Below are 21,521 nucleotides of genomic sequence, written 5' to 3' on the forward strand. Positions count from 1 at the left end.
TTTTTAATAGGCCAAATGACTTCAAATCAAACCTTCGTGGGAAAATATGGACCGCAAAACTGACAATCCTGGTGAATTGGACCATTGGGACAGGAAAATCATGAATGAATTGAACCGCGACGGGCGGATGAGCGTTACCGAGCTTGCCAGCCGCGTTGGCCTCTCAAAGACCCCCTGCCAGGTTCGCATGAAGAAGCTGGTGGATCACGGCTACATTGACGGCTTCAAGGCTGTGCTCAACCCCGCCAAACTGGGGCTCAGTCACGTTGCCTTCGTTGAAGTCAAGCTTACGGACACGCGCGATGAGGCCCTGCGCGGCTTCAACGCAGCGGCCAAGAAAGTGCCGGAAATCGAGGAATGCCACATGATCGCGGGGCGCTTCGACTATCTGCTGAAGGTGCGCACATCCAGTATTCATCGTTTCCGCCTCGTGCTTGGTGAAAGCATCTCGAGCCTGCCGCATGTGGCCAACACCTCGACCAGCTTCGTCATGGAACCCATCAAGGAGAATTGGGGTTAGCACTGAGAAAATCGCGTGGTAGCATTTGTTCTATGTTGCTTGCGCGCTTGAAAGCTTATGTTTTGAGCCACTGGCGGGGAGAACAGGGCTTGCTCTGGTCTTTCGCAGTCAATCTTGTTGCCCTGCGCGCGGTCATCTTCCTTGTCCAAGGAGCCTTCAGACCCGACGAATACGAAGATTATTTCGAACAGTCCCTGCTGGTGCTCGCATTGGCGGTCTTCTTCCACGGCATCGTCTTTATCTGGCAAGCGGTGGGGGTCTTCCGAGCGGGCGAGAATTACATTCGCGACCGCGGCGCCATCGCCGTTCACTGGGGGGCTCAGCTTGGCGTTCTCGTCGCTTTCTGGCTGACCGCCAGCTACGCGCTCAATGCCTGGCAGATGACGGTCGATGTTCCGGACTATATCGATTACGAGGCCAAATGGCGAAGCGAGCGGGAGGCGCGCTATGCGCTGACGCGCGAAGACGGCGACACGCTGAAACTCGCCGGCACATTGGAGCTCGGCATCACCAAGCGGCTGACAGCGCTCTTCCAGGAAAAGTCCGCGCCTTACAGGATCATTCTTTCCAGCAAGGGCGGCAATATCTATGAAGCACGCGGGCTTGAAAAGCTCTTTCGGGAGCGCGGCATCGATACGATTATCGAAGACGAATGTTCGTCCGCGTGCACAACTGCTTTCATTGGCGGGAAGAAACGCTGGTTGAAGCCCGGCGGTCGGCTTGGGTTTCACCAGTATCGCGTGGAAGCTGACTATGCGGTTCTGGGCAGCGACCCGAAAGCTGAGCAAAAGCGGGATGAGGCGCTTTTCCTGAATGCAGGAGTAAAGCCAGATTTTGCCGCTCGAATGCACAGTGCTGCGGCAAACTCCATGTGGTATCCAAGCTCAGGAGAATTGCTGAGCGCTGGCGTGGTGACAGACATTCTTGAGTGACCCGATTTGTGTGGCCGCTCACGCATCAGCCTGCAGGTGCATGCAGCGCCGCAACCGCACGTTCAAGCGTGAGCGTACCGAGATCGGAGCCATCCTTTTTCGTGATGCGACAACTTTGACCCGGGGCTGCAACAAGCGTCGAAAGCGCCGTTTCCAGCGCAGTATCGGCCACGATAATCGGCGCACCATCGCTGGCACTGGCTGCGGGGTCGGCAAGAGAGCCGACCTTGATCACCCGCCCACGATTGATGTCCTTGATGAACTCCGACACATAATCGTCTGCCGGACGCATCACGATATCCTGCGGGCTGCCGTCCTGAACCATTTCGCCGTCACGCAGAATGGCGATATTGTCACCAAGCCGCAAAGCTTCGTCCAGATCGTGTGTGATGAAAACAATCGTCTTGTGCAGCTCTTCCTGCAGGCCAAGCAGAATGTTCTGCATGCCGGTTCTGATCAGGGGATCAAGGGCTGAAAACGCCTCGTCCATCAACAGAATTTCAGCATCGGTGGCAAGCGCCCTCGCCAGGCCGACACGCTGCTGCATGCCTCCGGACAATTGGCCTGGATAATTGTTTTCAAACCCGTTCAGTTCCACGCGTTCAATCCAGTGCATCGCGCGCTTGTGTGCCTCTGCCTCGGGAACACCCTGCATGGAGAGGCCATAGGCGACGTTTTCGATCACGGTTCGATGCGGCAGAAGGGCAAACTTTTGAAACACCATGGAGGTTTTGAAGCGCCGCAGGTCGCGGAGTGCTGCCTGGCTCATGGCCGTCACGTCTTCATTGTCGATCCAGATTTCACCGGCTGTCGGTTCGATCAACCGGTTGATATGGCGAATAAGCGTGGACTTGCCTGAGCCGGACAGACCCATGATGACCTGAATTTCGCGGTTTGGTATTTTTAGCGAGATGTCTTTCAGTCCCAGAATATGTCCATGCTTTTCGAGCAGATCGGTTTTGGAAATGCCGTCCTGGACCAGTTCGATGACCTTGCTGGGATGATCGCCAAACACCTTGTAGAGGTTTTTGATCTCAATCTTGGCTTCACTCATCGCCAAATCCTTTCCGGTAGGCTTGAAGCCGCTGACCATAGGTCTGCGAAACACGGTCGAATATGATAGCGAGCGCCACAATCGCCAGACCATTCATCAGTCCAAGAGACAGGTATTGGTTCGAGATTGCTTTGAGCACAGGCACGCCGAGCCCCCTGACCCCGATCATGGAGGCAATCACCACCATGGAAAGCGCCATCATGATGGTCTGGTTGACACCGGCAAAGATATTGGGGAGCGCAAGCGGCACCTGAACGGAAAAAAGCTTCTGCCGCGGCGAGGCACCGAAGGCATCGGCAGCTTCAAGAACATCGCGATCCACCAGCCTGATCCCGAGATTGGTCAGTCGCACGATTGGCGGTATCGCATATATGCAGACAGCGAGCAGACCCGGCACCTTGCCGATACCGAGAAGCATCACCACAGGGATCAAGTAGACAAACGAAGGGATGGTCTGCATTACGTCGAGAATGGGGGTAATGACGGATTGCGCGCGCTCAAAGCGCGCCATGACGATGCCAATCGGGATGCCGATTACCACACAGAGCAGGGTTGCAACCGAGACGATGGCCAGTGTTGCCATCGTGTCTTCCCACATGCCGAAGATACCGATCAGCGCCATGGCGATCACCGATCCCACAGTGATCTTCACGGATCGCGAGCCGAACCAGGCCAAGCCGCCAATGATCAGCAAGATAATGGGCCATGGCGTGGAGAGAAGAAGCTTTTCGAACCATATCATGAACTGTAGCAAAGGGTAGAAAAACGCTTCCAGCGCCGCGCCGTATTCGCGCGAAAAATGGATGAAGGATGTATCGATTGCCTTGCGCATGGCAGCAAGTGTGTGCCGCCCCAATTCCGGAAACTCCAAGAAGAAGTCCATTCTAAACCCCTGTATTATCCCCATTCCGGCGGCGGATATGAAAACGGGGGGCGTACCCCCCGATGACAGATTGAAATCCGCGCAATGTTACAGCGCGGCTTTGACCTTTTCAGCGACTTCAGAGGACACCCATTTGCTCCAGACGTCTTCCTGGCTTTCCAGGAAGTGATAAGCAGCGTCTTCGCCGGTCGCCTGATTGTCAGTCATGTAAACGAGCATGCCGTTCATGGCCTTGGCCGGCCAAACGCGTGTCTTCAGATAGTCGATTGCCGAACTTCCGCTTTTGAAGAAATCGTCGGAAACCGTGGTGTTGACCTCGGACTTGATCCAGGTTGTCGGCTGGGGGTCGGCACATTCGGCCACTTCCAGAGACAGGCAGTCATGCCAGTTTTCGTCACCCGCCCAATCGACGCCAAAAGGTATCATCTGCAGATCGTATTTGCCGATGATGGCCGTGGGTGCCCAATAATACCCGAACCAGGGTTCGCCGCGTTCGGCTGCCTTTGCGATTGCGCCATCAAGACCGGCCGCAGAGCCCGGATTGACCTGGACCCAGCCTTTGTCTTCCATTTTGAAGGCGCGGAAGAGATTGTTGTTGATGTTCTGGCAACCCCAACCGGCAGGGCATCCCATGAAGGCACCCTTGGACGGGTCTTCGGTTGCCGGAAAAAGCTCGGGGTGCTCGATCAGCTTGCCGACCGTATCGAGTTCGGGATGCTCGTCGGCAAATTTTCGGGTGACCCACCAGCCTTCGCCGGTTCCTTCGATTGGACCGTCGAGCAATTTGTGAAGACGGCCTTCGGCGTAAGCCTTTTCCAGCGGCTCACGAATGGCGTTGATCCATAGTTCCGGCGCGACATCGGGCTCGCCCTTCTCGTTCATGGACGTAAATGTCGGGTTCGTGGCACCCGGCACGAGTTCCACATCGCAGCCATAACCGTTTTCGAGAATGATCTTGTCGACATTGGCCATGAGTTCGGCAGATGCCCAGTTCATTTCGGCCACTGTGATGTTGCCGCACTCAGCCGCCGAGGCTGAAGGTGCCATTGCGATGGATGCAATAATGCCAAGCGCGCCAAGCGCGCCATACCGAAACGTTTTCATCAAGTTTGAACTCCCAGATCTTTATGACTTTTCCGGTCGCGGATCTACGGTTTCGCGACCAGTCACCATCCCTCACGGATGATTTTGAGAACAAAGCCAATGTCGTGCAAACGGCGATGTTCTTAAGATGTTGCTTGAAGACAACCATTTCTTCTCAGAGAAGTAAACTGAAAAGCGCCAAAACTGGAAAATTGTATTCCAGCGAACCGAAGCGCTCTATCTGTCTGTTTTTGCGCATTGTCGACGCCGCAGCGAACGCGCTTTGGCTGGAAATGCTTTAAGGATTATTGCCGTCAAGCTCCACAGCATCAATCCAGAAGCCCACACAACGCTGTGCCAACTGCGTGTAATCGGACAGCGAGCTGGGCTTTTGCAGGAAAGCAGAGGCCTTGGCCTCATAAGCCGCCTGTCTGTCATCTTCGAGGCCTGAGGAGGTGAAAATGATGACAGGAGGAAATGTACTGTTTTCCCGAGAACGCAGGTTATTGAGGAATTCAATCCCGCCCTGGCCGGGCATGTTGAGATCCACCAACATGAAGGAAACCTCACCCAGCGTGTCGAACTCTCCCAGTGCCCGCTCGGGATCGGCGTACCACACGGTTTTCAGGTCTGGTTTTGCCCTCGTAAGAGCATTTGTAATATGAAGAGCATCCATTTCGTCATCATCGACGACGACAGCGACCTTATTGTTTTTCATGGCACTCCTCCTGCCGTGTTTTTACGCTCCCAAAACGCCGTCACAACGGGGCCGAGTTGTCCCTGGTGAATTCGAGAAAGACATATTCAAGCGAATCCGCGTCGAGCTCCTGCTTGGACATCCTGAAATCGGCGCCGTAGCGCTCGATTTCCTGGAAGAACGCGTCCGAAATATCGTTTGAGATGATCCCGATCGGACCAGTGTAGCGGGCCTTGCGCAGCTGCGGCACGGTTTCGCGGAAATCCTTGTTGGGCAGCAACATATTGTCCAGAAGGACAAGCTGGTAGGCACCTTCCGCCAATTTCGCAATTGCAGCTTCGATGGACATCGCGTAATCAATATGAATGCGTGCGCCCTCGGCTAACCGGTCGGCCTGCATTGAGATCATCTCAAACTCTGCAGGATCATCGTCGATCAGCAGAACCCTGATTTTCCCGTCAAACGCCTGCGTCATCGGTCTCCTCCGCCTTAATCTATGATACCGAGCCTGATTGCCTTCGCCACCAGGTGTCCGCGGCTGACCGCATCCACTTTCCGCATGGCCGTAGCGATATATTCGTTGACCGTATATTCCGAAAGACCCAGGATAATCGCGATCTCAGCCGTCGTTTTGCCTTCCGAGGTCCATTCGGTAACCTCTCGCTCGCGCTTGCTGAAAGAGGGCGTATCGCTGTTCAGGCCGGCAAAATCACAATAGCGCCTGGTTATGTTGGAGAAGTCGTAGATAATATCGCTGAGCTGTTCTCCGTCCCGGTCTCCCGAGCCGTCTCCCAGCAAAACACAATACCGGCTCCCGGCGTTTGTCAAATGAGGTATGCCCATAACGCGCGCGCCAGCCAGCAGAACGCAATATTGCCCGCAAGTGGCTTCCGTCCAGATCTTGGGCCGCTTGAGCGCGGTCAGCTCGCGAAGAAATGCATCCTGCAAGCTGAATTGCGCGGCATCGAGAACATCGCGGCTCTGCGCAGGCAATTTCGACAGGCTGATGAAGTCGCCGAGGCGGGCGCCATCCCTAAGCCTTTCAACCTCAAGAAGCACGAAAGAGCGCAAGCCGTAATAGTCGGCGTGCATTTTGAACGCGCGAAAGAAGTCTGTCTTGCTTTGAGCTCTGCCCAGTTCACGCTCTAGGAAGGATTCAGACAGTCGCGCGGTTTTCAAGGCGTTCTCTTTTTGCTCCACTCGTTCCCCGCGCGTTTACCCGTCACATGTCCCCAAGTTCTGGGGGATTTCAACATATACTACTTTTGCGTAGTTTGAGAGGTGTAAGAGGGCTGGACGCAGGTTGATATTAGGTGGGGACCAACAACCTGGTGCGGCGGATATGTCTAGCCCTCTCACAACTTAATTGCGTATCACGCACCAAAGAACCGGTCAATTTGCCACACCCGTAAATTGCCACCGCATCGCGACTCTTTGCAATTGACAGGTCGAAAAAAGGCCGATTCTTCGATATATCCTCATTAAAACTGTTAGTTAGCGAATGATAAGCCAGGCGCTTTACTTGCCCCTTGGTTGCAAATTGTTTTCCCGCCTCGACCTCCTCGCGCAAAATTGACAAAAGCAAATTCGGACTTTGCACCCTTCATGGTTGTGCAATTTGGTGAAGCTGACGGCCTATCAGATTTGGCGTGGCCATTCCATGTTCCTGTCCGGCCACACTCGCATGAGAACTCGGGTTCGATAAGCATTCTTGATGTTGCCGCTGCTTACTATTCGACTCCGTGCTGTGGACAACAGGCCAACGCCGCGTTTTATTTGGGGCTGGCGTCTTTGTAGTCACAGCGTCCGTTTTCATTTGTTGGGTGGATTTTATTAACGTGGTCAAATTTTCATTCTCGATTGAGCGAGCGCTTTTCCGTGCTGTGCGGCTGATTTTTGTCGTTTTCATTTCTTGGCTGGCCAGCGCGACCGTGGGTTTGGCACTTGATCTTCAGCGGCAGGGCCAGACGATTGCCGTGCCGCTGACGCTCCCCGATGGCATGGAAATTTCGGGAAACGCGATCGACAAGACACTCGCGCTCGGCAATTTGCGCGTCGCGCTGCGCCTGCTTCAGGATCCGACATCGGATTGCCAGCCTCTGGTGGAAGCGCGGTTCAAAAGCCGGGAAAAGGATGGTTTCCGTTTCCGCCTGACGGGCGGCCCCAGCAATTGGGAGAAGGATTGCAGGCTTGCCGTGCGAAACCACGAAAAGGGCGAGGATATCAACTCCCGCTATCTCTATCTGGAGCCCTGCGACTGCTATGCAGCGCTTCATGCCTATTACCCCACAGCGGAACGCACAAAGGCCGTCACTTGGCTTGCGCCCATTCTCACCTCGCTTGAAGACTATGCTTATAACCGGACTGCGTCTTCCTTTGAGCCCCCGGCACCGGCCAATTTTTCTGATCCCAAGATTGAGCTTCATACTGCAGTTTTCAACACACTGGACCGCATGGACAATGGCGGGCCGCTGGAATGCAACATGACGTTCCGCGGTCAGATCGAAGACGGCGATGCCGAGCGCATTGCCAAAGCCTATCACGCACTCAGCCAGAGCACCCTTTACAGGCTCTATGCCAATATGCTGGGTCACGACCAGATTGTGCTTTGTCTGGAAAGCCCCGGAGGCTCTTTTGTCGAGGCGCTGAACTTCGTCAAAGCCAGGCTTGCGATCAGCACGATGGTGAAGGCTGATGCGTCCTGTCTGTCGGCCTGCTCGATCATGTTCATGGCCGGTCTCGGCTCTTATCCCGGCGAAGGGGTTGCGGTGCACCGCTTCCTTGAACCCGGCGGGCGGCTCGGCTTCCACACGCCGTCGCTGGAGGTGCCGGGCGGCGATTATCAGTCCGAACATGTCAACCGCGCTTATCGCGTTGCCATCCGATCCATTTACGAGATCCTGCATCTGCTGACAGTCAGCGCCGACAAGGAAGAAGGCGATATGGGCGACGTGCAGGATGAAAACCGTTTTCCTGCCTCGCTTCTCATGAACATGCTCAAGACGCCGTCGGATGAGATGTTCTACGTGGATACAATCGGCAAGGCCGGCCGCTGGGATATCGAACTCAACACGCGGCGCCCGCTCGGACTTGATGAAAATGCGCTCTCTGAAGGCCATTTCCAATGGGCCTGCGCCAACCTCCTCGAATGGGGTAATGGCGAAGAGCGCAACTACGACCTCGACCGCGGCGAACCCGGCTACGAAAACATGATCACCGGCCCCTCAGCCCACGGCAACCCGCCCCCGCGTGAAAAAGGCGGCATCGTGCGCATCTACGAGCCGGGCTTTGACGACTACGAATGCATCTTTCAGCGCGAGGAAGACAACATCCACGCCTCATCCTTCCACGCCAGCAACCACACAATCTGGACCGCCCAGGCCGACTACGGCTCAGTCGGCGATCACTCGCCGACCTACTATAATCTCTATCTGACGGTTTTTCTGGACCCGGAAACACCGTTGGAGGTTTTGCGGTGAGGATTACCCGCCGAACTGAAGCTCGATCCCCGTGAGGCCCGCGAGCGCCTACGTGATGCCGTGCGCGATCAGAAGAAGTATCCCGAACTGGCGAAGGCGCATAAGCCCCGCTCGCCTTGGCAATGGGTCAAAGGATCAGCAGGTGAGAAGGAAGCAAAGGGGTTGTTTTCAGGGAAGTGATAGATGAACAGCGCCCAATAATTAGAACATCTAAAGCTCTCACAAAGCTGGAAATTGCTTCCGGCTTTTTTCTTGGTTCGCACTCGCAGAGCGCAAATATATAAACTTGTGATTTTCTTTTGTCGGCATCACAACTACTTTATCCTCAATTGCTTGAAGGAGGAGGTCGATGGTGGACGACGAAAAGAAGAAAGAACCTCAGAAGCCTTTGACCGTTCGACGTCTAATGATTGAGAACTTCAGGGGTGTTGCAAGGGGACAAGTGGATTTTTCAGGGCACACGCTTCTGGTTGGTGGAAACAACGTAGGCAAGTCAACCATATGCGACGCGCTTGAGTTAGTGCTGGGGCCTGAGAGAGCCTTTCGACGCCCAATAGTAAATGAGCATGATTTTCATTCGGGACAATATTTGGATGAAAATGGAGTTCCCATCTATATCAAGATTGATGTCGTATTGCTGCATCTACCGGAAGAGATGGAGAAGCGACTGTTTTCCAAAACACGTCCATGGAGTGATAAGAAAGGAGGGTTCGTCGATGTTGAGGGAGCCAAGCCCGAAGATGCTGACGCAGAAGACGTCTGTCGCGCGCTCCCTCTAAGCTTCATCGGCTACTATAACCGGCAAGAAGATGACTTCGCCGGTGGAACATACTTTTCGCATCCAATCCAAGAAATTGGGGAAGATGATGAGCAGTTTGGCAAACCCTTCGCCGGGTTGAGTTACTTTCCCCGTGAATGGAAAATTCAGTGCGGCTTCATATATCTGCGTACATTGAGGACCGGTCGACGAGCTCTTAGTCTCGAACGCGGATCCTTACTCGACACCATACTTAGACTGGGCGACTCTGGAAAAGAGTCGATGTGGGAAAGCACTGTCAAACAAATACGCGCTCTGAAACCGGCAATTGGCGACATTCCACAATTGGAGGAAATCCAAAAGCAAATTCGAAATCGCATGTCGCGCTTTGTTGGCCTCTCAAGTGATGCAGACGCCACAGGTTTTTTTGCTTCAGACTTAACACGCGAACACCTCCGCGAAGTCGTGCAGCTTTTCCTTAAATCGAAGGAAAGCAACCACAGCGTTCCATATAGCAGGCTGGGTACAGGCGCAGTAAATGCGCTCGTTTTTGCCCTACTTACACACATCGCCGATTTACGTGGAAATCGTGCAGTTATTTTTGCAATGGAAGAGCCCGAAATTGCGCTACCCCCACACGCGCAGCGAAGAATTACAAAATATCTACTCAGCAATATGGGCCAGGCGATCATCACCTCACACTCACCATACGTGATAGAGGAATTTGAGCTAACGAATGTGAATGCAGTTTCTAGACAAAATGCCGTGCTTTCTTCAGACAGCATCCCCACCGATGCAATTAAATATCGGACGCTCCGAAGCAACAGAAGGCAGCTCGCAGAAGCTGTGCTTGCTCGGGGAATAATAGTCGCCGAGGGGGACACCGAGGCAAAAATGTTGCTTGCCGCAACCTATGCATTCGAGAAGCTGGACCCCAGCAATGAATATGTTCCCTTAGATATAGTTGGCGTTAGTATTTTCGACGCAGGCAGCCAGTCCAATATTCCAAGATGGGGTCCTTTCTTTAACGCGTTGAACAAAGTTACATTTGCGTTTCATGACCAGCCCAATGCCGCATGGACTGAAGATCAAAGTGCGAATCTTGCGACCTATCAATACAATTTTGAGACCAATTACAAAGGCACAGAATATCTATTGATAGAGGAAGTTCCTGTCTCGGTTCTCAGACGGTTTCTGACTCGCGTCTCTGAGCACCCCGATTATCCGACAGAGAAAGGGTACTTGAATAACGCACCTAATGACGAGGAGGTCAAAAAGCTGGCCAAGGAAGTCTTGAAAGCCAAAAAGGGGTCTGGTTTCGCGGCAATGGTGATTGAGGAATGCCAAGCGCTTGAGGAACTACCTAAGTCAGTTAAGGAGTTTCTAACCAGGGTTGCCAAAGATATGGCGCTACCAAAACTCGAGGGAGAGGGGACCGATGAGGCAGGAAAGGAAGGTGATCAACTGAACGGATTGCTTTGGTAGCGAACATCCATGATAGAGGCCCGAAAATGGCATTCACAATTTGCGAAAAGCGCAAATCAATAATCAATGAGCCGAACCATGCGCTCGTAATCGGAGGGCCAGGCTCCGGTAAGACCACAGTTGCGCTGTTGAAAAGCAAAGAGCTCATACCGAAGCTAACTCCAGGGCAAAGCATCCTTTTCCTCAGCTTTTCCCGTGCTGCCGTTCAACAGATATTAAAGCGATGCCGTGAAATTCTCACAAAGGACGAGATGGCGCGAATTGACGTTCGAACATATCATTCGTTCTGTTGGGATATTTTGCATTCCCACGGAACCTTGTTGGGTGGAACCCCTCTGAGAATGATGGCTCCATCTGCAGAAAGCGCTCGCCGGACGCAATTCGAGGGAGATTGGGTAACAGAAAGTAAGCGTCTTCAAGAAGAAGAAGGGGTTATATGTTTCGATCTTTTCGCGGCGACCACAGCAGACCTTCTTGAGGGTAGCGCTCACATCCGTGGCTGGATGGGAAAGCTCTTTCCATTGATAATTCTTGACGAATTTCAGGATTCTGATGATGAACAATGGCGCTTTGTTCGACAATTAAGTCGCGCAGCGCAGACTTTATTTTTGGCAGATACAGAGCAGCGCATCTTTGAAGGCGATTTTCGACCCGGCGTAAGACCAGAGAGGTTGGACATTTTAAAAGAAGAAATTGCATTGCTCGAAGTAGACCTTCGTAATGATAATTATCGCAGCGCAGATAGCGAAATCTTAGCATACGCCAATTGCATTTTGAGTGGGAATGGCCCGCTTCCCAAAACGAACGATGTTCATTGCATAAAATATAAGTACCCCAATCAGTTCGCGTCTTCTGTGCATCTTGCAGTGGCGATAACGCTCAGCGAATTGCTAAAACGTGGTTTCATGGATCCAACCGTCGCTGTGCTTACACGAAGCAATGATCTCGTTGCAGAAATTTCAGATGTACTAGAAGCCACTCATACGTATAAAAATAAACTGCTGAAACCAATTCCCCATGACGTAGTTTGGGACCAGGAATTGTCTGCGACAGCAGGCGTAGCGATAGCCGCTGCATTAGAGTTTGCTTCGAATGGGGACCATGCCTCAAGAGAAGCAGTTTTTACCAAAATCGAAGACTATTTTCTGGTCAAAAAGGACTTCAGCGAAAGATACGGTGGACGTGGCGCTGCCTCCGCCGGTCAGAAAGCCACACGGTTTAGCAATGCAAAAGCAAATGTTGCGTTGGGAAAAGCTTTGGTAAAAGGCTCCCCTAAAACCTTAGAAGAAACTTTGATTTCAATTGGCCCCATGACTGGAGACCCTGTGATCGACTGGAAAGCCGTAAGGGCGGCTTTTCTTTGCCATGCCGATCTAAAACAGATTTTCCAAGATGCTAAAATGGTTCGCCTGTTTCGCGCCACCGATACCCTTGCTGGGACGCTTTCGGGTCGTTGGATTGAGCGAGGTAATTATGAAGGCGCCGCGAGGATTGTTCGCAATGTACTTGATCAAGAAAAATTAATCGGACTGGAGCGTGATCCGAAGGGAGTGTCATTGATGACCCTACACAAATCGAAGGGGAAAGAGTTTAACGGCGTCGTCTTGGTGGAAGGCCGCTATTCAAGCCCTTTTTTCCTTAAGCGCGAAAAGCCCGACTTTGCACCCTCTCGAAGACTTTTGCGCGTAGGACTCACAAGGGCCAGAAACCTAGCGTTGATGGTTCGGCCAGAAGCAGCTCCAGCTTTGGTTGATTAAGCCATTTTGAGAGTCCCTTCAAACGCACCTGACACCCAGAATGGCACCCAAGCGCATTTGACGCTGGAACGCCCAACAGAGCAATCCCTGTAAAGATTTGATATTAAAGAGAAAAATGGTGCCCGGAGGCGGATTCGAACCACCGACACGCGGATTTTCAATCCGCTGCTCTACCAACTGAGCTATCCGGGCATCCTGGCTTCGTGAGCCTTCGGTTTTTTTAAAATGAAAACCGGTGGGGCGGTGTTGGTTCAGCGCCCCGGAAGCGAGCGGGGTTATAACACTTTGTCGGCGTCTGTCCAGCACCTCAAAGCACTTTTTTTGTTGTCCGGCGTAAAAACCGGAGATTGACGTAAATCCCGGTCAGATATCACTTTTCGCCGTCGAAATCGGGCAGCTCTTCATCCTCGGAAACGGGGATTGTGTAGGTGCCGTTCAGCCAGCGCGACAGGTCCAGATTGCGGCAGCGGTCGGAGCAGAAAGGGTAATGCTCGCGCACAGACTGGTTGCCGCATTCCGGGCATGGCCGCGGTTTACGCAGTGGTTCGACTTTCGCCGTCAATGGTCTCAACCCTCCGCCCAATGGGCGTGTACTTCAAAGCCCTCTCCGGAGAGAAGCTGTAGCGTTTCGAAAAGCGGCAGGCCGACGACATTGGTGTAGGAGCCGACGAGCTTCTGCACAAAGCTTCCTGCCAGGCCCTGAATGCCATAGCCGCCAGCCTTGCCGCGCCATTCGCCGCTGGCAATATAAAACTCGATATCGGTGGAGGAAAGCCGCTTGAAGCGCACTTTGGTGTCCACCACCTTCTGACGGATGGTGCCGGACGGGGTGACCAGGCACACGCCTGTATGCACCCAGTGGGCGCGGCCCGACAGAAGATGCAGGCAGCCTGCCGCATCTTCGGTATATTCCGCCTTCTGCAGAATGCGCCGACCCACGGCGACGACCGTGTCGGCCGCCAGAATCCAAGCACCTTGCCATTCGCTTTCCGAACGCGTTGCAGCATAGGCAGCTTCGGCCTTCTGGTTGGAAAGGCGGCGGGCAAGCGAGCGCGGGTGTTCGGATTTCTTCGGCGTTTCGTCGATATCCATCGGCATCAGCCGGTCGGGTACGATTTTGGCCTGGTTGAGCAAGTCGACACGACGCGGAGAGCCCGAGGCGAGGATCAGCTTTTGTGGCGTCACAGCAAATCTCCTGCCGTTCTCAATCCTGCGCTTGTCTCTTGATCAACGGAACCGGTAGGTGATGCGGCCCTTGGTCAGGTCATAGGGGGTCATTTCCACCAGCACCTTGTCACCTGCGAGCACGCGAATTCGGTTTTTGCGCATACGGCCAGCCGTGTGAGCGATAATTTCGTGTTCATTTTCCAGCTTCACGCGAAAGGTCGCGTTCGGCAGAAGTTCGGTAACAATACCGGGAAATTCAAGAACTTCTTCTTTTGCCATAGAGGTTTACTTTTCCTGTGAAATCAAACGGAAGGCATGGCGCCGCCCGAAATTTGGGCGGAAACTACACAAATCAATCGTGTTTGTGAACCGAAATGATTGCGAAAAGCAGCTTTTAGCGTAGCAGCCGCTTTCTCATGGGCTTTCCACGAGCCGCTTTTTGATCAAAAGGACCAGATGATCCCGCACGTCGCGGTATGCGCTCAAGATTTGCTCACGAGTGCCTGTCGCGACCGACGGATCAGGCGTCGGCCAATAGATGACATCAACAGCGTTGGAACGGGTGAGCTCCAGTGCTGCATGGTGCGCTTCCGGTGCCAGCGTCACGATGAGGTCGAAATAATCATCCTCCAGTTCGTCCAGCGTCTGGGGTATTTTCTTGCCCAAGGAAAGACCCACCTCCTCCAGCACGACATCCACAAAGGGATCACGCTCGCCATCGCGCACACCGGCGGACGCAATATAGGTGCCGCGCGGCAAAAGGCTTCGCGCGATCGCCTCGGCCATGGGTGAACGGATCGCGTTCATGCCGCACATGAAGAGGATTGCACCGGGCGGGCCTTTCACGTTTTTTGCGGGTTCATCGTTTGCGGCCTCCTCCCCCATGGATCAGCCACGCCAATAGAGAACGCAGATCAGGGTAAAGAGGCGTCGCGCCGTGTCGAAATCCATGTTGATCTTGCCAGACAGGCGATCCATGAGCGTTTGCGAGCCTTCGTTGTGAATGCCCCGGCGACCCATGTCGATCGCCTCGATCTGGCTTGGTGTGGACGAGCGGATCGCCTGATAATAGCTGTCGCAGATCATGAAATAGTCTTTGATGATCCGGCGGAACGGCGTCAGCGAGAGAATGTGCGTGGCAACATCATCCTCGCCTTCAGTCTTGATGGAAAAGACAAGCTTGGTATCGACGAGCGAGAGATAGAGCTTGTAGGGGCCGCCGGCATGACCGGCAGGCTCAAAGCTGTTTTCTTCCAGCAGGTCGAAAATGGCAACGGCGCGCTCGTGTTCCACATCCGGCGTTGAACGGCCAATGGTTTCGTCCAGAACAACGTCACAAAGGCGAAACGCGCTTTTGCTGCCCATTCTCTCTAACTCTCCAGGTTCGCCCGTATTGCGACAGACCTGGCATGCGCCTCCAGCCCCTCGCATTTTGCAAGCGTAATTGCCGCCGGGCCGAGTGCCTTCAGCTGCTCAGGCCCAAGGCGAAGGATAGAGGTTCGTTTGACAAAGTCCAGAATGGAAAGTCCGGACGAAAAACGTGCCGAACGCGCTGTTGGCAAAACGTGGTTGGAGCCGCCGACATAATCGCCGATCACCTCGGGCGTATGCGCGCCGGCAAAAATGGCGCCCGCATTGCGCACCTGCGGAATGAAGGCGTCCGGATCGGCCACGGCAAGTTCAAGATGTTCCGGCGCAATGCGGTTTGAAAGCGGAATGGCATCCTTCAGGTCCGGCACGTGGATCAGCGCGCCAAAATCACGCCAGCTTGCGGCGGCAATCTCGGCGCGGGAAAGCGTGCGGAGCTGTCGGGCAACGGCGTCTTCCACCGCGCGGGCAAAGCTTGCATCGTCAGTGATCAGAATGGATTGTGCGGCAGCATCGTGCTCGGCCTGCGCCAGGAGGTCTGCGGCAATCCAGTCCGGATTGTTGTCCTTGTCGGCAATCACCAGAACTTCCGAAGGGCCGGCAATCATGTCGATACCGACTGTGCCGAAAACCTCACGCTTGGCGGCGGCAACGAAGGCATTGCCCGGTCCGACGATCTTTGCGACCGGCTCAATCGTCTCAGTACCATAAGCAAGGGCTGCGATGGCCTGCGCGCCGCCGATGCGGTAAATTTCATCGACACCGGCAATGCGAGCTGCGGCCAGCACGGCGGGGTTTATGTTGCCCCGCATGGCAGGCACGACCATCACAACACGCGGCACGCCGGCAACTTTGGCCGGAACCGCATTCATCAACACGGAACTGGGATAGCTCGCCTGCCCGCCCGGCACATAAATGCCGACAGCATCAATGGCCGTCCAGCGGGAGCCAAGGCCAACTCCGGCCTCATCCTCATAGATATCGTCAACGGGCAGCTGGCGCTTGTGGTGTTTGGAAATGCGGGCTGCAGCAAGCTCGAGCGCGTCGATGACGGCAGGATCAACCTCTGCCATCGCATCTTCAAGTTCTGTCTTCGTCACGCGCATCGGCGTGGCGGCAAAGTCGAGGTCATCGAAGCGTTTGGTATATTCGGCGAGCGCGACGTCGCCCCGTGCGCGAACATCAGCAATGATGGCGCGCGCTGTGGCGCTCACGTCTTCAGACACTTCGCGCTTGGTGGTGAGGAAAGCGGCAAAATCCGCTTCAAATGTTTCACTCGTAAAGTCCAGCCAGATCGCCACTCGTCAGTTCCTTAGAAATCAGCCGGCACGAACGAAACGCCCGAGCTGGGTCAGCTGCCAACCATGTGCTGCGGCTTTGCAGTGGTTTCCCACGTCCCGCCCATATCGGCAAGCTGCACTTCAATACACTCGACAGTCAGCCTTATGGCTCCGTCGCCGGCCAGAAGAAGTTCAATCGTTCCTTCCGGCCCATCGGCTGCCTTTTCAAACTGAATGGCCAAAAGATCAAGTACCGCATCACCATTTTTGCGGTCAAAGCCGACCGACCGAACGCCATCAACACGCTTGAAAACAAGAGTGGTGCGGCGGCGCTCGAAGGATTTGCCCTTTTCGGCCGCTTTTTCCCAGACAAACCGGTTGGCTGTGAGCGCAAAAATGCCGCGCTTCCTGTCGAATTCCACATCAGCGGTTTTGAACACGGCATCCTGCATATGGGCGGAGACGATATCCAGATCCTCTTCATCCATAGCCAGAAGCTTCAACTCAGTCATTGTATCACCTGCTGCAAGCACATTTGTTTTGTTGCGCTTTGAAATAGGAACGGTCAGCGCCAATCGCAACCGAGTTCAGCGCGTTTACTCGCTCACCCGCTCCACGATTGCACCACAGCGGCCAAGCTTTTCTTCCAGCTGCTCAAACCCGCGGTCGAGATGATAGACGCGGGAGACGACGGTTTCGCCTTCGGCAGCCAGCCCCGCAATGACCAGCGATACGGAAGCACGAAGATCGGTCGCCATGACCTGTGCGCCGCGCAATTTTGAAACGCCGACGATCTTGGCCGTCTGACCGGAGAGCGAGATATTGGCACCCAGCCGGGCGAGCTCCTGAACGTGCATGAAGCGGTTCTCGAAGATCGTTTCGGTGATATGCGATGTGCCCGTAGACCGGGTCATCAGACCCATGAACTGCGCCTGCAGGTCAGTGGGAAAGCCTGGGAAAGGATCGGTCACAACATCAACCGGTTTGATCGCATCGCCGTGACCGACCACGCGAATGCCGTCTTCGACGCTGGTTACCTCGGCACCCGTGCGGCGCAGCGCTTCCAGCGCTGTTTCCAAAAGGGCAGAATCCGTGCCCTGCAGGGTTACATCGCCGCCCGTCATGGCAACGGCCATCGCGTATGTGCCGGTTTCAATGCGATCCGGCAGAACGCGGTGGCGTGCGCCCGAAAGCGATGTCACCCCTTCGATTGTAATTGTGGACGTGCCGGCACCGGATATCTTTGCACCCATGGCATTCAGGCAGTTTGCGAGATCAACCACTTCCGGCTCGCGTGCTGCATTGCCGATCACTGTGGTTCCATTGGCGAGCGTGGCCGCCATCATCAGAACATGCGTAGCGCCGACTGAAACCTTCGGAAACGTGTAGCGCGCACCGATCAGGCCGCCCGCGGGCGCTGTTGCGTTGATGTAGCCGCCATCGATTTCCATTGTCGCGCCAAGCGCTGTCAGCCCCTCGATAAAGAGGTCCACCGGTCGTGTGCCAATGGCGCAGCCGCCCGGCAGCGATACGCGCGCCTGTCCCTCGCGGGCGAGAAGCGGACCGATGACCCAAAAGGAAGCGCGCATCTTCGACACGAGATCGTAAGGGGCCGTGGTGTCAGCAATCTTGCGGCAGGTGAAATGGATCGTGCGCGCATAGGAGCCATCCTGATGTTCACGGCGTCCATTCACGGAAACATCCACACCGTGATTGCCGAGGATGCGGATCAACTGCTCAACATCGGCCAAGTGCGGCACGTTTTCCAGCGTCAGTGTGTCACTGGTCAACAGCGATGCGATCATCAAGGGCAGAGCGGCATTCTTGGCGCCGGAGATGGGTATAATACCGTTGAGCGGATTACCGCCGACGATTCTGATGCGATCCATATTTAGACTTTCCCGAACCGCAGGTGTTGCGGCTTTTCAAAAATGTGTTGCTCCCATATCCGAAAGCGTCTCGCGGTTCAAGAAAACGCCTTCGCGGGCAAGCTATCGGAAGAGAATGGGTGATTATTAAGGCGGCTCAATCTTTGTCGGCGGCATCGTCAGGCCGGGCTGCAGGCAAGCCCTCATTGCGTTCATCCGGCTCCCCGTCTCGGCGCGCGCGCGTTTGCGCCTTTCGGCGAAGAAGGTTTTGTCGCAGCTGCTCGGCAAGACGCTGTTTCTTTATGGCGACCTCGCGCTCCCGCCCGACCAGCGCATCACCGCTCTGATTTGTCTTCCTGCCCTTCATGAAGCCGCCTTCAAACAAACGCCGTTTCGCTCAGTTCCACCCCGCGCAATAGCGTAAAAATCATCTGCAAGGAAGCCGTCTGGAGTATCACAGAAATTTCTGGAGAGATTATTTGCTTTCACGCTTGCACTCATAATCAAGCTGTGGCAATAGGCACCCCGCTAACACAGGTGCGCCCAACCCGCGCCAAAGAGTTCAGCATGCTGCTATAGCTCAGGGGTAGAGCACTCCCTTGGTAAGGGAGAGGCCGAGAGTTCAAATCTCTCTAGCAGCACCAGTCTTTCCCCCTAGAATTCCTCGACTCATCAAGCCTTACCGGCAATTTAGAGCCTTTTCCCGCGCGACAATTGTCTCGACCTCCCGCTTTTCCGCAGGTGTGAGACGGATGTTGCCGGCGGAGACGCCGACGAGGCAGCCTTCGTTGGAGAAGGTCTGACGGCCACGGGTGCTTTGGAAACAATAGCCATTCCGAGCATAAATGGCATTGCGCCGATACCAGAGGCTGTCGCAACTTTCCGCCGCTGGCGCGGGCTCATACGTGTTGGTGCCGCGAAACCGTATCCAGTTGGAATGCGCCCAGCCAAGGGCACCGGCTTCAGTCAGAACCTTGAACCACACGCCGTCTTGCTCAAGCACCTGCAGCCGTGTGCCCTCGGTCATTTTCATGATGCGATGGGCAGACGACGATGTGCCATCGCGCAGAGCAAGAAAGCCGTCGCCGTTGGGGTCGAGACCAGCCACTTCGTAAGTAAAGAGAGACGCGGCCTGCTGTGCGGGCTTCGGCTCGGCGATGACGGGCTTCTCTGCGTTGATTTTCGCGTTTGGCGCCAGGTAAATCCGCTCGATCAGCGATGAGTTTTCCCAGGGGATCTGCTCGCTATTGGTTTCTTCGACTACATCACGACGCACCTTGCGCATCACTTCGTGGAGATCATCATCGGTGGAGGGCAGATATTTCAGAAGCGCTGTCGTGAAAGGGCTGTTGCGACCTGCGCCATCGGAGGCGACGTTGCCCGGCTGTGTGGAAAAGGCGATGAAGGAGCCGACGCCCGCATCCACCTTGGCCAGACCGCGCGACGGGCCGCCGATGGAGCGACCCGTTGCCGGCAGTTCAAAGGGGTTGTTCCGGCAGGCATCCAGTATGATGATATTGCGATCCGCCCTGCTCTCCATTTCGGCGAGAACAGTCTGAAGTTTGACCGAGCGCTCCCGTATCGCGCTTTCATCTTCCCCGAAAGCATCAACCGGGATCAGAAAATTTTCCGCGCCAAATTGCACGGCATGTCCTGAAAAATAAAAAAGCCCGATATCATCCGGTTGCAGGGTCTTCCGCACCTCCTGGGCCAGCTTCAATATGTCCGCGCGCGCAAGATCAGTTCCCAGGAAAACCCGAAATCCCAATCCCTCGAGCGTCGCAGCAACGTCTTTTGCGTCCTGTGCGGCATTCGGCAATTTGTTGACTTGCTGATAATCCGAGTTGCCGATGACCAGGGCCACCTTTTCTGCGGACAAAGCCGCCAGCGGAAAAGAACAAAATATCAAAAGACACAATATGGTGCGCAGCAAAACCGACCCCGCCCTGGCTGAAAATAGAAGCTACCGGCAAACAATACATGCGATCAGCATATTCGTCACCCATGGCACTTTTTTAATAGTGCCCGGGCAGGGAAATCGCACAAAAAAACGCCTCTGTGCGTTAAGCAGAGAGGCGTCTCGTTGAAAAGCCAGATCGGCCAGCTTAGCCGTTGAAAGCTGGAATAACCTTTTCTGCGTAGTCGGCAATCACCTTTTCCTCATCGCCGCTGTCGAGATAGATATTGAACTGGGTAACTCCAGCTGCTTCCAGAGCCCTGATCTTGGCGATGTGCTCATCCGTTGCTCCAAGCACCGTGAAGGAATCGACCACGTCGTCGGTGATGAAGTCGAGGTACGGATTGTCGCTCTGGCCGTGTTTTGAATAATCGTAGCCGCGGCGTTTTTCGATGTAGGATGTCAGGCTTGCCGGCACGAGATCGGTATCGGAGCCATATTTCTCAACGATATCAGCCACATGGTTGCCCACCATTGCCGGAAACCACTTGACCAGTTCGCGGCCGTGCGTCTTGTCGCCGGTGATCGCAGGTGCAGCCGCCATGATGCGGAATTTTGACATGTCGCGGCCTGCCGCTTCACCGGCGGCCTTGGCCTGATCGCCCAGCCATTTGCAGATGCCGGGATCCGCAATCTGAAGGATCAGGCCGTCGCCGACCTCGCCAGCCGTTGCCAAGGCCTTCGGTCCATAGGCGGCAATCCACATCGGCGGTTCATGGCCAACCGCCCAAGGGAACTGAACGGGCTCCGGGCATTCGCCATATTGCGCTTCTTCGCCCTTGATCAGCTTTCTGAGCACTTCGGTAAATTCGGCAACGCGGGCAAGCGTTGCCGGCTTCTTGCCCATGACACGAACCGCGCTATCGCCGCGGCCGATGCCAACATCAAAACGGTCACCGGATTGTTTGGCGAGAGAACCGAAGAGGCTGGCGGCCACAGACCAGTCGCGGCTGTTCGGATTGGTCACGCAGGGGCCGAAACGCATCTTCTCAGTGTGTTCCATGCACATGGCCATCGCCACATAACTGTCGCGCCACAGGATATGGCTGTCATAGAACCAACAATAGGTAAAACCGGCATTTTCTGCCTGTCGAACGAGCGCAATTGCCCGCTTCGGCTCCACGAATCCCTTGAAGCAAATACCAAATTCCATCTACGCCAGTCCTTTTTCCCAGTTTGTCGCGCCGTATGCCCGGCTTCTTCGGTCCCTACATTTCATCATTTTTTGGCTTTT

22 protein-coding genes and 2 tRNA genes are annotated in these 21,521 nt (G+C 54.7%); 6 read left to right on the top strand and 18 right to left on the bottom strand.

Annotated elements, in window-relative coordinates; translation table 11 throughout:
• Nucleotides 1-46: 46 nt before the first annotated feature.
• Both NHF56_RS14735 and NHF56_RS14740 read left to right on the top strand, forming a co-directional pair.
• Entirely contained in the window at nucleotides 47-520 is a 474-nt protein-coding gene (locus tag NHF56_RS14735; protein ID WP_252805801.1) for an Lrp/AsnC family transcriptional regulator, read from the top strand.
• Nucleotides 521-609: 89 nt separating this feature from the next.
• Nucleotides 610-1,452 (top strand): hypothetical protein, encoded by an 843-nt coding sequence (locus NHF56_RS14740; protein ID WP_252805803.1) that lies wholly within the window; start codon nucleotides 610-612, stop codon nucleotides 1,450-1,452.
• Nucleotides 1,453-1,477: 25 nt separating this feature from the next.
• On the opposite strand, the gene NHF56_RS14745 is transcribed toward NHF56_RS14740, so the two are convergent.
• The 6 genes from NHF56_RS14745 to NHF56_RS20935 form a co-directional block, all read right to left on the bottom strand.
• Nucleotides 1,478-2,506, bottom strand: a complete 1,029-nt coding sequence (locus tag NHF56_RS14745; RefSeq protein ID WP_252805805.1) for a glycine betaine/L-proline ABC transporter ATP-binding protein — start codon at nucleotides 2,504-2,506, stop codon at nucleotides 1,478-1,480.
• Complete coding sequence (locus tag NHF56_RS14750) at nucleotides 2,499-3,389, bottom strand: proline/glycine betaine ABC transporter permease (protein WP_252805807.1); 891 nt, start codon at nucleotides 3,387-3,389, stop codon at nucleotides 2,499-2,501. The genes NHF56_RS14745 and NHF56_RS14750 overlap by 8 nt, the downstream gene beginning before the upstream one ends.
• Before the next feature lie 87 nt (nucleotides 3,390-3,476).
• The gene (locus NHF56_RS14755) at nucleotides 3,477-4,493 is read right to left on the bottom strand and encodes an ABC transporter substrate-binding protein (RefSeq protein ID WP_252805809.1); all 1,017 of its coding nucleotides are present in this window, start codon (nucleotides 4,491-4,493) and stop codon (nucleotides 3,477-3,479) included.
• Nucleotides 4,494-4,770: 277 nt separating this feature from the next.
• The gene (locus tag NHF56_RS14760; protein WP_252805811.1) at nucleotides 4,771-5,190 is read right to left on the bottom strand and encodes a response regulator; all 420 of its coding nucleotides are present in this window, start codon (nucleotides 5,188-5,190) and stop codon (nucleotides 4,771-4,773) included.
• 40 nt (nucleotides 5,191-5,230) lie between these two features.
• Nucleotides 5,231-5,644: a response regulator gene (locus NHF56_RS14765; protein ID WP_252805813.1), complete on the bottom strand. Its 414-nt coding sequence runs from the start codon at nucleotides 5,642-5,644 to the stop codon at nucleotides 5,231-5,233.
• A gap of 14 nt (nucleotides 5,645-5,658) precedes the next feature.
• A complete protein-coding gene (locus NHF56_RS20935) occupies nucleotides 5,659-6,348 on the bottom strand; it encodes a helix-turn-helix transcriptional regulator (RefSeq protein ID WP_306431183.1) in 690 nt (229 codons plus the stop codon).
• A gap of 659 nt (nucleotides 6,349-7,007) precedes the next feature.
• Here NHF56_RS20935 and NHF56_RS14775 point away from each other — a divergent pair.
• The 3 genes from NHF56_RS14775 to NHF56_RS14785 all read left to right on the top strand — a co-directional run bounded on the left by NHF56_RS14775 (nucleotide 7,008) and on the right by NHF56_RS14785 (nucleotide 12,647).
• The gene (locus NHF56_RS14775; RefSeq protein WP_252805815.1) at nucleotides 7,008-8,648 is read left to right on the top strand and encodes a hypothetical protein; all 1,641 of its coding nucleotides are present in this window, start codon (nucleotides 7,008-7,010) and stop codon (nucleotides 8,646-8,648) included.
• Nucleotides 8,649-8,997: 349 nt separating this feature from the next.
• On the top strand, nucleotides 8,998-10,890 hold the full coding sequence (locus NHF56_RS14780; RefSeq protein WP_252805817.1) for an ATP-dependent endonuclease: 1,893 nt from the start codon (nucleotides 8,998-9,000) through the stop codon (nucleotides 10,888-10,890).
• 26 nt (nucleotides 10,891-10,916) lie between these two features.
• Nucleotides 10,917-12,647, top strand: a complete 1,731-nt coding sequence (locus NHF56_RS14785) for a UvrD-helicase domain-containing protein (protein WP_252805819.1) — start codon at nucleotides 10,917-10,919, stop codon at nucleotides 12,645-12,647.
• Nucleotides 12,648-12,763: 116 nt separating this feature from the next.
• Here the strand turns inward: NHF56_RS14785 and NHF56_RS14790 are convergent.
• From NHF56_RS14790 to NHF56_RS14835, 10 genes are all read right to left on the bottom strand, one after another.
• A tRNA-Phe gene (locus NHF56_RS14790) sits at nucleotides 12,764-12,839 on the bottom strand.
• A gap of 178 nt (nucleotides 12,840-13,017) precedes the next feature.
• Entirely contained in the window at nucleotides 13,018-13,209 is a 192-nt protein-coding gene (gene yacG, locus NHF56_RS14795) for a DNA gyrase inhibitor YacG (RefSeq protein ID WP_252805820.1), read from the bottom strand.
• A gap of 5 nt (nucleotides 13,210-13,214) precedes the next feature.
• Nucleotides 13,215-13,832 (bottom strand): Maf-like protein, encoded by a 618-nt coding sequence (locus NHF56_RS14800; protein ID WP_252805822.1) that lies wholly within the window; start codon nucleotides 13,830-13,832, stop codon nucleotides 13,215-13,217.
• Nucleotides 13,833-13,874: 42 nt separating this feature from the next.
• On the bottom strand, nucleotides 13,875-14,093 hold the full coding sequence (gene infA, locus NHF56_RS14805; protein WP_112631247.1) for a translation initiation factor IF-1: 219 nt from the start codon (nucleotides 14,091-14,093) through the stop codon (nucleotides 13,875-13,877).
• A 135-nt stretch (nucleotides 14,094-14,228) separates the two neighbouring features.
• The gene (locus tag NHF56_RS14810) at nucleotides 14,229-14,699 is read right to left on the bottom strand and encodes a low molecular weight phosphatase family protein (RefSeq protein ID WP_252805824.1); all 471 of its coding nucleotides are present in this window, start codon (nucleotides 14,697-14,699) and stop codon (nucleotides 14,229-14,231) included.
• Nucleotides 14,700-14,702: 3 nt separating this feature from the next.
• Nucleotides 14,703-15,179, bottom strand: coding sequence for a UPF0262 family protein (locus NHF56_RS14815; RefSeq protein ID WP_252805826.1), 477 nt, complete (start codon nucleotides 15,177-15,179; stop codon nucleotides 14,703-14,705).
• Nucleotides 15,180-15,184: 5 nt separating this feature from the next.
• Nucleotides 15,185-16,483, bottom strand: a complete 1,299-nt coding sequence (gene hisD / locus NHF56_RS14820) for a histidinol dehydrogenase (protein WP_252805827.1) — start codon at nucleotides 16,481-16,483, stop codon at nucleotides 15,185-15,187.
• Between the two features lie 50 nt (nucleotides 16,484-16,533).
• Nucleotides 16,534-16,974 carry a DUF2948 family protein gene (locus NHF56_RS14825; RefSeq protein ID WP_252805829.1) on the bottom strand — a complete coding sequence of 147 codons (441 nt, stop codon included), beginning with the start codon at nucleotides 16,972-16,974 and terminating at the stop codon, nucleotides 16,534-16,536.
• An 84-nt stretch (nucleotides 16,975-17,058) separates the two neighbouring features.
• Nucleotides 17,059-18,351: a UDP-N-acetylglucosamine 1-carboxyvinyltransferase gene (gene murA / locus NHF56_RS14830; protein WP_252805831.1), complete on the bottom strand. Its 1,293-nt coding sequence runs from the start codon at nucleotides 18,349-18,351 to the stop codon at nucleotides 17,059-17,061.
• 136 nt (nucleotides 18,352-18,487) lie between these two features.
• Nucleotides 18,488-18,697, bottom strand: a complete 210-nt coding sequence (locus NHF56_RS14835) for a hypothetical protein (protein ID WP_252805832.1) — start codon at nucleotides 18,695-18,697, stop codon at nucleotides 18,488-18,490.
• 202 nt (nucleotides 18,698-18,899) lie between these two features.
• Here NHF56_RS14835 and NHF56_RS14840 point away from each other — a divergent pair.
• Nucleotides 18,900-18,974 (top strand) — tRNA-Thr (locus tag NHF56_RS14840).
• A gap of 35 nt (nucleotides 18,975-19,009) precedes the next feature.
• Here NHF56_RS14840 and NHF56_RS14845 read toward each other — a convergent pair.
• Nucleotides 19,010-20,209 (bottom strand): caspase family protein, encoded by a 1,200-nt coding sequence (locus NHF56_RS14845; protein ID WP_252805835.1) that lies wholly within the window; start codon nucleotides 20,207-20,209, stop codon nucleotides 19,010-19,012.
• Between the two features lie 226 nt (nucleotides 20,210-20,435).
• Nucleotides 20,436-21,440, bottom strand: coding sequence for a TIGR03842 family LLM class F420-dependent oxidoreductase (locus tag NHF56_RS14850; RefSeq protein WP_252805837.1), 1,005 nt, complete (start codon nucleotides 21,438-21,440; stop codon nucleotides 20,436-20,438).
• Nucleotides 21,441-21,521: the final 81 nt, after the last annotated feature.

Origin of the sequence: Rhizobium sp. L1K21 (assembly GCF_024055895.1) — a bacterium.
GTDB lineage: Bacteria > Pseudomonadota > Alphaproteobacteria > Rhizobiales > Rhizobiaceae > Ensifer_A.